The organism is Mycolicibacterium aromaticivorans JS19b1 = JCM 16368 (genome assembly GCF_000559085.1).
Lineage (GTDB): Bacteria > Actinomycetota > Actinomycetes > Mycobacteriales > Mycobacteriaceae > Mycobacterium > Mycobacterium aromaticivorans.
Genome location: NZ_JALN02000001.1, coordinates 1,003,895 through 1,015,504, shown reverse-complemented (window position 1 = coordinate 1,015,504; position 11,610 = coordinate 1,003,895). Strand labels below are relative to the sequence as shown.

Annotated in this window: 10 protein-coding genes; 6 read left to right on the top strand and 4 right to left on the bottom strand. The window is 64.5% G+C overall.

Annotation, left to right across the window (positions count from 1 at the left end):
* Positions 1 to 5 precede the first annotated feature (5 nt).
* Both Y900_RS04890 and Y900_RS04885 read right to left on the bottom strand, forming a co-directional pair.
* Positions 6 to 938 (bottom strand): PPK2 family polyphosphate kinase, encoded by a 933-nt coding sequence (locus tag Y900_RS04890; RefSeq protein WP_081844987.1) that lies wholly within the window; start codon positions 936 to 938, stop codon positions 6 to 8.
* 47 nt (positions 939 to 985) lie between these two features.
* Positions 986 to 3,457 (bottom strand): plasma-membrane proton-efflux P-type ATPase, encoded by a 2,472-nt coding sequence (locus tag Y900_RS04885; protein WP_051660314.1) that lies wholly within the window; start codon positions 3,455 to 3,457, stop codon positions 986 to 988.
* Positions 3,458 to 4,132: 675 nt separating this feature from the next.
* Between Y900_RS04885 and Y900_RS04880 the strand changes: the two genes are divergently transcribed.
* Genes Y900_RS04880 through Y900_RS04870 form a run of 3 tightly spaced genes read left to right on the top strand, consistent with a single transcriptional unit; the run spans position 4,133 to position 6,310 of the window.
* Complete coding sequence (locus Y900_RS04880) at positions 4,133 to 4,996, top strand: slipin family protein (RefSeq protein ID WP_036339639.1); 864 nt, start codon at positions 4,133 to 4,135, stop codon at positions 4,994 to 4,996.
* A complete protein-coding gene (locus Y900_RS04875; RefSeq protein ID WP_036339637.1) occupies positions 4,993 to 5,205 on the top strand; it encodes a hypothetical protein in 213 nt (70 codons plus the stop codon). The genes Y900_RS04880 and Y900_RS04875 overlap by 4 nt, the downstream gene beginning before the upstream one ends.
* A gap of 58 nt (positions 5,206 to 5,263) precedes the next feature.
* Positions 5,264 to 6,310: a zinc-dependent alcohol dehydrogenase family protein gene (locus tag Y900_RS04870; protein ID WP_036339634.1), complete on the top strand. Its 1,047-nt coding sequence runs from the start codon at positions 5,264 to 5,266 to the stop codon at positions 6,308 to 6,310.
* Positions 6,311 to 6,628: 318 nt separating this feature from the next.
* Here Y900_RS04870 and Y900_RS04865 read toward each other — a convergent pair whose 3' ends face one another.
* The gene (locus Y900_RS04865; protein WP_036339631.1) at positions 6,629 to 8,137 is read right to left on the bottom strand and encodes a flavin-containing monooxygenase; all 1,509 of its coding nucleotides are present in this window, start codon (positions 8,135 to 8,137) and stop codon (positions 6,629 to 6,631) included.
* A 137-nt stretch (positions 8,138 to 8,274) separates the two neighbouring features.
* Here Y900_RS04865 and Y900_RS04860 point away from each other — a divergent pair, with 137 nt between their 5' ends.
* Together Y900_RS04860 and Y900_RS04855 are read left to right on the top strand one after the other, a co-directional pair.
* Positions 8,275 to 8,847, top strand: a complete 573-nt coding sequence (locus Y900_RS04860) for a S1 family peptidase (RefSeq protein WP_237752667.1) — start codon at positions 8,275 to 8,277, stop codon at positions 8,845 to 8,847.
* Between the two features lie 86 nt (positions 8,848 to 8,933).
* Positions 8,934 to 9,803, top strand: coding sequence for a hypothetical protein (locus Y900_RS04855; protein ID WP_036339625.1), 870 nt, complete (start codon positions 8,934 to 8,936; stop codon positions 9,801 to 9,803).
* 4 nt (positions 9,804 to 9,807) lie between these two features.
* Here Y900_RS04855 and Y900_RS04850 read toward each other — a convergent pair whose 3' ends face one another.
* Positions 9,808 to 10,458, bottom strand: a complete 651-nt coding sequence (locus tag Y900_RS04850) for a TetR/AcrR family transcriptional regulator (protein ID WP_036339622.1) — start codon at positions 10,456 to 10,458, stop codon at positions 9,808 to 9,810.
* Positions 10,459 to 10,542: 84 nt separating this feature from the next.
* Here Y900_RS04850 and Y900_RS04845 point away from each other — a divergent pair, with 84 nt between their 5' ends.
* Positions 10,543 to 11,598 carry a DUF7064 domain-containing protein gene (locus Y900_RS04845; protein ID WP_051659887.1) on the top strand — a complete coding sequence of 352 codons (1,056 nt, stop codon included), beginning with the start codon at positions 10,543 to 10,545 and terminating at the stop codon, positions 11,596 to 11,598.
* Positions 11,599 to 11,610 lie beyond the last annotated feature (12 nt).

Below are 11,610 nucleotides of genomic sequence, written 5' to 3'. Positions count from 1 at the left end.
TGCGGTCACCCAATCTCTTCAGGCGTCGGTCGCGGTGGCAGCTGCGCGCGCTTCCCGGTGTTGGTGCCTAGTAGTTCCTTCTTTGCTTGCGCCAGTTCGGTTTTGACGGCGGCATCGACCTGGGGATAGTGCGGGTTGAGGTCCCGCAGGGTCTCCAGCAGCACCGCGGAGGTCGACAAGTGGCTGAACCACTTGTGGTCTGCCGGAATCACATGCCAGGGCGCCCAGGCGGTGCTGGTGTGGCTGAGCATGTCGCCGAACGCCTTCTGATAATGGTCCCAGAAGCGGCGCTCCCGGAGATCGTCAGCTGAGAACTTCCAGTTCTTCTCTGGCTCCTCGATGCGTGCCAGGAACCGGCGCTCCTGTTCCCCCTTGGACAGGTTGAGGAACACCTTGACGATGATCGTCCCGTTGTCGGTGAGGTAGCGCTCCCACTCGTTGACATCGCGATACCGCCGCTGCCAGAGGTCCTTTGAGTCGAGCACTGCGGTGCGGGGCCACAACAACTCCGGGTGCACGCGGGTGATGAGCACGTTCTCATAGTGGGACCGGTTGAACACCGCGATGCGTCCCAGTTCCGGCAGCGCGGCTTGGTGGCGCCATAGATAGTCGTGGGCCTGCTCGCCCGCTGAGGGCGCTTTGAAGCTGTGTATATCGACCCCCTCGGGGTTCAGACCGCTCATCACGTGCTTGATCGTGCCGTCTTTGCCGGCCGCATCGATGCCCTGAAGGACAATCAGCAGCGACCGATCGGCTTGGGCGAAGAAGCGGTCCTGCAGATCCAGCAGCGCCGCTTCTGCCTCAGCGAGCGCAGCGATGCCGCCATCCTTTCCCAGTTTCTCGTCGCGGCGGCCGGGATCGAAGTGCTTCATCAGATCCACCGTCGACCCGGGCGTGACTCGAGTGGCCGCTGCCAACGTTGTCCACTGCACCGACATCGTCGCCTCCTGGTGATGTCAGATATCTGTTTCTCCAGCGAGCGCCGTCACCCCTGACCGATGACGACGCGTCTTTCATCCTGGCCTTCAGGGGTTTTCGCCGAATCGAGGATGCGATAGGCGACGAGTTTCACACGGTCGCTGATGAGGAACCACACCAGAGCGTATGCCCAGACTACGGCCGCCCACCCCCAGCCGAGCGGGGTCATGAACAGTCCGTACACGGCGATGAGTGTGGCGATGGCCTGCGTGCCGAAGACAGCGAGCAGCAGGATGCGCGCGGGACGGATGGACCAGAACGGTCCACGGGTTCGGGTCAGGAAGATCGTGAGGTGCCCGGCGATGGAGAGCATGAGATACATCAGAGTCTGCACGCGCTGAGGGCCGAGGTCGAAAACGCGGTCACCGAGGTAAAACAGGCCGAACGCGGCGATCGGCCCGAGGACGCCCAGCACGGTGGCGATTCCTAGCACCATCCGCATGTTCCACGCCTCAGGCTCATTGCGGTAGTGCACCGTGTCGTAGGCGATGGACAGGATCGCGCCGTCGTTGAGCAGTGCGAGCATCACGATCATGATCGCGGTCAGCGGGTAGAAGTTGAACACCAGGATCGCGACTGTCATGAACAGCAACACCCGCAGGGTTTCGGCGATGCGGTAGATCGCGTAGCTGTTCATCCGCTGAAAGATCTTGCGGCTCTCTTTGATTGCGTCGATGATCACCGACAGACCCGGGGTCAGCAGCACGATGTCCGCGGCCGCCCGCGCGGCGTCGGTGGCCCCTGACACGGCGATGCCGCAGTCCGCCTTCTTCAATGCGGGAGCGTCATTGACCCCGTCGCCGGTCATCCCCACGATATGGCCACGCTTCTGGAGTACATCGACGATGTGGTATTTGTGCTCGGGGAAGACCTGCGCGAAACCGTCGGAGGTCTCGATCGATTTGCCCACCGCCGCCGATTCGTCCTCCTTCGTATCGCCCAGGCCGGTGGCGTCGAGGATATCGGTGCCCAGACCGATCTTGGCGGCCGTTTCCTTGGCGATTGCCAGCGCATCCCCGGTCACCATCTTGACGGTGACGCCCATCGCGGCCGCGGTGGAAATCGTGGCTGCGGCATCGTCGCGCGGCGGGTCGAACAGCGGCAGCACACCGGAGAACTGCCAGTCGCCGTCGCAGTCGGCGCGGGCCACGCCCAGCGACCGGAAGCCGCGTGTGGCGAAATCGTTGACCGCCTTGTCGGCGGCCGCCGTGATCTGCGCGGCGTTGTGGGCCAGCGCCAGGATGACCTGCGGGGCGCCCTTGGCGACCCGGAATGTGGTCCCGTCGGCGGCTGTGACGGCGGCCTCGGTGCGTTTGTGCACCGGGTCGAACGGTGCGAAATGAGTGATCGTGTAAGGGTTTAAGACTGCGACGTCTTTGAGTCCGCCGAGGACGGCGCGGTCGATTGGGTCGTCGTTGTCTGAGCGGGAGGCCAGCGCACCGTCGAGGATCACGTCCGCGGGGGTGACGCCGTCGACGGCGAACGGGGTGCCCAACGTCAGGGAGTTCTGGGTCAGGGTGCCGGTCTTGTCCGCGCAGAGCACGTCCACGCCGGCGAGTTCCTCGATGGCCACCAGCCGGCTGACGATGGCCTGTTTCTTGGCCAGCAGACGCGCGCCGACGGCCATCGTCACCGACAATACGGTCGGCATCGCCACGGGGATCGCCGCCACGGTCAGCACCAGCGCGAATTGCAGGGTGGTCAGGATGCCGTTACCGCGCAATAGCGACGCCACGACGATGACCGACACCAGCACGCCGGCCAGGATGATCAGGGAGTTGCCGATCTTGAGCACGGCCCGTTGGAAGTGGCTGACCGTGTGCGCGTCCTGAACCAGTTCAGCGGTTTTGCCGAAGTAGGTGCCGGCGCCGGTGGCATAGACCAGGGCGCCGATCTCGCCTTGCCGGACGATCGACCCGGAGAACACCGCCTCACCGGCCCCGCGGGTGGCGGCCAGCGATTCGCCGGTCAGCGCGGACTGGTCGACCTCGATCTCATCACCATCCAACAGTCGGGCGTCGGCCGGGACAATGTCACCGAGCCGCAGCCGGATCACATCACCGGGCACCAACTCCCGCGACGGGGTGGTTATCCACACACCGTCGCGGATCACGCGGGCATTGACCGCCAGCTTGGCCTTCAGCGCGTCAATGGCGTTGCCGGCCTGACGTTCCTCGGTGTATCCGACTACCCCGTTGGCCATCAGCAGCACCAGGATGATGAAGAAATCCGGCCAGTGCCCCACCGCACCCGACAACACGACGGCAATCTCGATCATCCACGGGATCGGACCCCAGAAGTAGCTCAGGAACTTCAACAACGGGTTGGTCTTGTGTTCGGCGATCTCGTTGGGTCCGTACTTTTCCAACCGCTTCACGGCGTTGGCTGCGCTTAACCCATCGGGCGAGTAACCGAGTCGATTCTCGACCTCGGCCAGTGGCGCCGACTTCAGGTCGGCAGCAGGCGTATCAGCGGTCATTGTGTAATCGGCAGGCCGGAACGCCACTGGCGCTGAAGGCTGGCGGAGCGTTCACTGTGCATCCCAAATGGTGGTGTCATCACCGAGGAGTCCGGTGCGACAGGCTGCTCACAAAGCGCAGCGGCGGACAGCAAACCGTCCGGGACTGGCTGATGTGCTCAACCATGCCCGACGCTACACGCCGCAGGCGCAGTCTGATGAGCAAGATCCTTGGAAGCCGCTGGATGCCCGCGGCAACAACCCAGGGGAGCGCTCGATGGGGTCCGATCGACGCGCAAGGCGCATCGCGTCAGGTGGGGCCGCGGATCCAGGTGGACTTGGGTGGGTGATTTCCGATTCGCGGAACATGTGTAGCCCAATGCTTCTGGTGCACAACGTGATCGCACTGTCGATCCGCGCCGAGGATGGCCGAGAGTCGACTGATCGATCCGGCTGCGGTGACCGACGAGCGGCGGCTATAGCGGGGGTGTAGCGTTGCGTATGGCTGGGAATGTCAGCTGGTCCGGAATGAGTTCGGCTGTCCGCCGCAGAACTCAGGAGCATTTGCTCCGAGCCGTGACATGCCGGTGATCGCACAGACGTCCGGATCACCATGATGGCTTCACTCATTTCTGCACACGATTCTTCTCCTCGATCACGCTGCGCCTCGCCGGCAGATGCGAGGGGTGGCCGGCGATGAGCACGTTGATCGCGGTACTCGCTACCCTCGCTGTCCTTTTCGTGCTGGGCGCCGCCATGTCGGTGCGCATCGTCAAGCAGTACGAAAATGGCGTGCTGTTCCGGCTGGGTCGCGTGGTGGGGGAACGCAGACCGGGTCTGCGGCTGATCATCCCGTTCGTCGATGTGCTGCATCGGATCTCGCTGCGGATCGTGACGATGCCGATCCAGTCCCAGGGCATCATCACCCGGGACAACGTCAGTGTCGATGTGTCGGCCGTGGCCTACTTCAAGGTTGTCGACGCGGTGAAGTCGGTGGTGGCGATCGAGAACGTCCACTCCGCGATCGATCAGATCGCGCAAACGACGTTGCGTAAGGTCGTCGGTCAGCACACTCTGGACGAGACGCTTTCGGAGACCGACAAGATCAACCTCGACATCCAGGACATCCTCGACGTCACCACCATCGAGTGGGGTGTTCAGGTCACCCTGGTCGAGCTCAAGGACATCCAACTGCCCGACAGCATGAAGCGTGCGATGGCGCGCCAGGCGGAGGCGGAGCGGGAGAAACGCGCGAAAATCATCAACGCCGAAGGCGAATCGCTGGCAGCTGCGGCTCTCGGTGACGCCTCGGACACCATGATGGCGCACCCGCTGGCGCTGCAGCTGCGCAATTTGCAGACCTTGGTCGAGCTCGGTGTGGACAAGAACACCACCGTCGTGTTTCCGGCGCCGTTGATGTCGACCATCGCCGAACTCGGTGCGTTTCTGGCGCGGGAGGCATCCGCGGCCGACCGGCCGGAGCCGCAGCCGCCCATCCCGGTCCCGACGCCCGTTGACACGGTGGCCAACGGGGCGTCCAGTGCAGGGAGCCGGCCGTGAGCATCGTGATTCAGTGCCTCTCGCTGTTCGCCTACAGCATCTGGCGGGCGCGCCGCGCCAAACGGGACAGGCCGGCGATAGCGCCGGACGGGTGTGCGCCACCCAGGACAGCAGCCATCGAGCCCGAAGATGCCCCCGATCGGTGGCTCGCCTGGACCGCGCTGGACGACCGTCAGCTAGTCCGGCTGCTGAGCGACGAGGCACCGTGAAGCAGATCAACGGCGAACCGGACAGTTGCGCAATGATATTGAGAGAGGAACACCGATCATGAAGGCGCTTGTGTATCACGGTCCCGGTAGCCGTGCGTGGGAAGAAGTTCCCGATGCCAACATTCACGAACCAACGGACGCGGTGGTACACGTCGACACTGCCACGATCTGCGGCACGGATCTGCACATTCTCGGCGGCGATATACCGGAGGTAGCCCCCGGCCGGATCCTCGGACACGAGGCAGTCGGCACGGTCACGGAGGTCGGCTCGTCGGTGCAGAGGCTGGCGATCGGGGATCGAGTGCTGGTTTCCTGCATCTCGTCGTGCGGCAACTGCCGGTTCTGCCGCGACAGCAGCTACGGCCAGTGCCTCGGCGGCGGCGGGTGGATCCTCGGTCACCTGATCGACGGCACCCAGGCCGAATATGTGCGGGTTCCCTTCGCCGACAACTCCACCCACCACGTTCCTGACGGGGTCACCGATGAACAGATGATCGTGCTCGCCGACATCCTGCCGACCGCCTACGAGGTGGGAGTGCTCAACGGCGCGGTCCGTCCCGCTGACGTCGTCGCGATCATCGGTGCGGGACCCATCGGATTGGCCGCGATCATGACTGCGCAACTGTTCAGTCCCAGCCACATCGTGGCGATCGACCTGGCCGAGTCCCGGCTGGAGGCGGCCCGCAAGTTCGGCGCGGACATGATGGTCAACAGTGGCCGCGACGACCCCGCGGCGGTCATCGGAGAGCTGACCGGGGGACTGGGAGCTGACGTGGTGATGGAGGCTGTCGGGCTTCCGCAAACGTTTGAGCAGGCGGTGCGGTTGGTCCGCCCCGGCGGTCACGTCGCCAATATCGGTGTGCACGGCGCGCCGGCGACCCTGCACCTGGAAGACATCTGGATCAAGAACCTGACCATCACCACCGGCCTGGTCGATACCTATTCCACGCCGACACTCATCGGGCTGGTTGCCAGCCACCGTCTGGACACCACGCCGATGGTGACGCACCGATTCGGTTTCGAGGAGTTCGAGGCCGCCTACGACGCCTTCGCCAACGCGGCCGAAACCGGAGCATTGAAGGTTTTAATGACTGCAGCCCGATAGCCCAGGGGGCGGCGGGCCACAAGGCGGGGACAATCGGCATCGCCGATGATGGCCGAGACCGCCGACCATGCCCAGAGGCAGGTCCGGCGTCGCCGCCGGGGGCGGGCTTATTTGTGCGCGGGGCGCTTCAGCAGGAACTGAAGCCAGCGAACGTCGATCAACATGAGGTTCAACGTATGGGCCAAAATTAAGGTGGCAAGCTCCAAGCGGTAATACGTCGCTAAGAAAATTTGCCAGAACGCCATTATTTTCTTCGCTGGCCTGCGGTTCGGTGCGGGGGAGTGCGCGGGCTTTGTTTGCGATAACGCTGCTCGACCGTTACTTCCCCGAAACCGTGGGGTGAGCCTGCGCACGGGCCTGTTCGACGTCCGACCAGTAGCTGCGCTCTCGGCCGGTCAGGTCATTGTCGGTGATGGCGCCGAAGGCGGCCGCCTCCCGGGCGAACCGTGCCGCGGCGGCCGGCAGCGCGTCGGGACCCTCCAGTCGAAAGCAACTCGGCGCGAGCGGACCGAACAGCAGCGCCCGCCGCAGGCCCGGCCAATTCTCCAGCCGCGGTTCTACGCCCGCCGCGCGGGCAAAAGTGATGGCGGCCAGGTTCATTCGCGTTTTTCGCGGCCCGAGTGAGTGGCACGCGGCGACGGCCTCGCGCTGCTGGGCATGGTCCGGTGGTGCGATCATGCCGCCCCAGGTGTACGCGATCCAGCGCGCCTGCAGTTCCAGGGGGACGAAGTATCCGCCCGACTGATCCCACATGCCCATGAAGGCCAGCCCCGGGAGATCGGGGTGGAAGGTGTGCCGGTCGGTGTCGAACTTCCCGGCATCGAGGTTGAGCGTCGCCCGGACATCGTCGGCGAGGAACGGCAGGCTCAGCGTGAAACCTGTTCCGAACACGATGCCGTCGAATTCCTGGGTGTGCCCGTCACCGAACTTCACTGTGGGGCCGTCGACCGCCTGCGGCCAGGGTCGGATCGTGATCGAGCCCTCGGCGACGGCTGGCAAGTAGTTCTGGTTGAGAGTCACGCCGGCAGCGAAGAGTGACTCGGCGGGACGCGGGGCGCCGTACTGCTCGGGACTGCCTGCGGATTCGACGACGATCTCTTTGAGCTGGCGGTCGATCTCGGCGGCCGGCAGCGCCTCGTCGGCCAGCGCTCCGTAGCGGGTGAACATCCGGTGATCCGACGGCACGCCTGCCACGAACTTCGGCAGCACATACCGCTGGCGTCGTTGAGTGACGACCACGCGGTCCGCACCCCCTGCGGCGAGGTCGGCGGCGACCTCCAGGGCGCTCACCGCGCACCCCGCGACCAGCACGCGCTTGTCGCGATAAGGGGACGGCCCGCGGTACTCATACGACGTGATCGCACCGGCTGATCCGGCGAAGGTGTCCAGGCCGGGCACCGGCGGGACGAACGCGGAGTGAAACCGCCCGGTGGCGATGACGACTCTGTCGAAGTGTTCGTCGATCCCGTCATGGCTGACGACCCAACGTTGTCCGGCGCGGGCGACGGCATCGACCCGCACCCCGAACCGAATCCGGGAGTCCAACTCGAACAGGCGGGCGTAACGGTGCAGGTAGTCGAGAATGTCTGTGCCCGAGGGAAATACGAGATCGCCGTCGAGCGGCAGATCGCTGAACGCGGTCAGGATGCGGCTGGTGTTGGTGTGCATGCCCGGCCACACGCCGCTTCGGCCAAGTCGTGCGGTCCACTGTCCGCCGAGGCTGGAACCCTCCTCGAAGATCGACGGTTGGAGACCCTGCGACAGCAGCCACCGCGACACCACCAGCCCGGCCGGGCCGGCACCGATCACCGCGACGTTCGCCGTCATTGGACGAAGTCTTCCACGGTCCTGTCGTACGATCGCCTCGATTCACTCCAGGGGAGGTCGAAATGGGTGTCCGGTGGCGGTTCGCGTGCCTGGCGAGTGTTGCTCTGAGCGCTGCGGTCGGCTTGGCCAGCCCAGCGATGGCGGCGCCGCCTCCCACGCCAGGCATCGAGGTCGACGACGAAAGTGGTCGCTGCACAGCGGGTTTCGCGGCACAGGACAACGACGGCAACAATTACCTGCTGACCAGCGGGCACTGCGATGCGCACGACGGCTCGGCGTGGACGTACGGCGAAGACGACACTCTGCTCGGGACCATCAGTGCGAGCGAGGTGAATGGCGACAAGCGGGACGCGGCCATCATTCGTCTCGACCCCGGCGTTGGCCCACCCAACGGCGACGTCGGCGGCCGATACTTGGTTCGGGACGTGCTGGGCGCCAGCCAGATTCGCGCCGGTATGCCGTTCTGCAAGGTCGGCGCGGTCACCGGGGAGACCTGCGGTGAAGTCAAGGGCGTCGAGGGTGATGTCGTCGAAGCCAGCGTCTACAGCCTCGAAGGGGACAGCGGCAGTCCGGGCTTCGTCAAGAATCCGGACGGCACCGTCAGCGCAGTCGGCATCTTGATGTCCTCGCCCGACGGCGACGACTACACGACGTACTTCACCCTCGTGCAGCCCTTGCTGGCGCAGTGGGGGTTGCGGATCCTGCCGTGATCACTGAATAACTTTTCATACTTGAATACTGATTCACTCGACGTTACGCTCCGGGTGCCGATGAATGCGCACCTAAGGAGACAGACATGTCCGCGCTCGACAATGTGCTTGCCGCACCGCCGATTCCCGCGCATCCGACAACCCCGATGCCGTTCGTGCCCGAGGTGCTGTTCACCGTCTTCCTCGGTATTCCGGTGGTCGTCATGGTGTTCTTCGCGGTTCGGCATTTGATTGTCGGGAAGGGGCCGTTGCTGCTGTTCTGCCTGATCGGCGGTGGCATTGCCTGCCTGTTCGAGCCGATTGTGGACACGTTGGGGTTGTGCTATATCCGCCAGGGCGCGGTCACGACGACGTTCTCCTCGATGGGGCGCGACTTTCCGCTGTTCATCAACTTCGTCTACATCTGGTACGTCGGCGGCCTGGCCTACCTGGCATTTCGCATCTATTCGACGGGAGTGACCCGCAAGCAGATCTTCCAGCTCTACGTGATCGACGTGTTCATCAACATCTTTCTGGAGAGTCCCGGGGTACTCATGGGTGCCTATGAGTACTACGGCCCGCAACCGCTGAACTTCTGGGGTCTGCCGCTGTGGTGGGTGTGCGTGAATCCGCTGATGCCGATGACGGCTGGCGCACTGATTTACCGGATGCGTCAGCACCTGCCGGGATGGCGGCTGGCGCTGGTCGTCGCCTTCATTCCGATGTCGGACGGGATCGCCAATGGTGCCGCCGCGTGGCCGGTGTGGACGGCGCTGAACCTTGACGCCTCGCTGTGGGTCACGCACTTCGCCTGGCTGGTCACTCTGGGTCTGGCGCTGACCTACGTCTGGGTGCTGTCGTTCGTGGTGGCGCGCCCCGACGAGGAGGTGTTCATCAAGTCGAAGGCCGGCATTCTCAAGGCGGCGGTATTCGGGGCGGGCGACACCGTCAAGGCCAGAGAACCGGCGACGGCCTGACCGGTCAGGACCGTTCGGACTTGGCGACCTTGGTGACGACCGCCTTGGCCTCGGCCGGCGTGAGGCCCAGCATCGCGAGGATGTGGCGGGCGAACGCGCGTTCGGCATGGTCATTGTGACGACCGTCGAGAATCTCCCGGATCAGCGCGAAAGCAGCGCCGATCACCGTCGTCAGCAATACCTCGAGATCGGCGATCTCGAAACGGCCACTGGCAACGCCGCGTTCGACGGCCACCCGGGCATGGGGGTGCATGGCGGCCCCGAACAATGCCTCCGAATGACCGATGTTGACGATCAGCCGGGCGAAATCGGGCTCGGTGTACGCCAACCTGATCACCCGCAGCGAGGCCAAGGTGACGACTTCGGCGGGATCGGTCGAATCGTCGACGTCGCTGATGGTCGCCGACGCCAGATCCGAAAGGCTCTCGGTGATCACCGCTTCCAAGAACTCTTCTTTGGAAGGGAAGTAGTTGTAGAACGAACCGAGCGCGATGTCGGCTTGCTCGGTGATCTCCTGGATGCGAAGTCCGGGAACGCCTTTCGAGGCGATCAGGGTACGGCCGGCGTCCAGCAGTTGCCGGCGGGTGCGTTCGCGCTGGCGTTCGGTCCGCGTCGCGGGCTTGTCCTGTGTCGGCACAGTGCGATTGTCTACCATGAATGAATTTTCATACTTGATAGTCCGTTCATCGGACGTTATGTTAGCGAAGGTTGGGCAGGTTCACATGAGGGATGGTGCGGAGTGAGTTCGGAATTGGGGATTCATGGTGGCGACACCGACCTGCTGATCCCGCTGCCGGCGGCAGGCGAGAGCTGGGATCCGCATCTGATCCACACGCACTACTTCGGCTTCTCGGTTCCCGAGGCCGCGATCGGCGCGTTCCTCTATATCCGCTATCAGCCGGCATTCCCGCTGTCCCAGGGGGGCGTGTGCGTGTTCCAGGGCAACGACAACATCGAACTGACCGACATCGCCTACCACGACTACGAGATCACGATGCCGTGGCCGACGGTAGACGGAAACACGATCACCACCGACAACGGTTTCTCGATCGAATTCATCGAGCCCGGCGCGGTGGCTCGACTGCGCTACACCGCAGTCGACGACCGCATGTCGTTCGATCTCATCGCCGAGGCGGTCACGCCGCTGCTGGCCCGCGGGCACGTCATGCCCGGCGAGGAAGCTCATCACGTGCACTCCCGCCAGCCCGGGGGCAGCGAGCAGTTCATGCACGTCACCGGTCAGCTGCGGTTGGACGGCACCAGCTATGACGTCGAATGCTTCGCGCCGCGGGACCGGTCCTGGCGCCAGATCCGGGTGGAACGACGCGGGGCGGTTCCGAGCCCGCCGGTCGGCTGGTCGCCCATGTACTTCGGGCCCGACCTCGTCTTCAACCAGATCAGCTTCGAACCCCTCGACACCGATCCCCGCTGGGCGGGCCTGTACGAGGTGGGCGATCGTCCGTCGCACCACTACGCATGGGTGCAACGTGGTGACGAAACACGAGCCGTCACATCGGTGCGTCGCGACGTGCTCGAGTACCACCCCACCATCCACCTGGCCACCCGCCAGGAGATCACCGCGCAAGACGCGTGCGGTGACACCTACCGTTTCCGCGGCGAAGCCATTGCGTCGGCGGTACTTCCCGCCTGGCCCAACGTCTCGTTCCACGACAGCGTTTATCGGTGGGAGGACGACCACGGGCGGGTCACCCATGCCACCTACCAGGAGATCTGGTTCGACACCTACCAGCGGGCGATGCTCGGTCACCGCCTGCTGCCCACACCGACAGCGTGAGAGGAACACCGA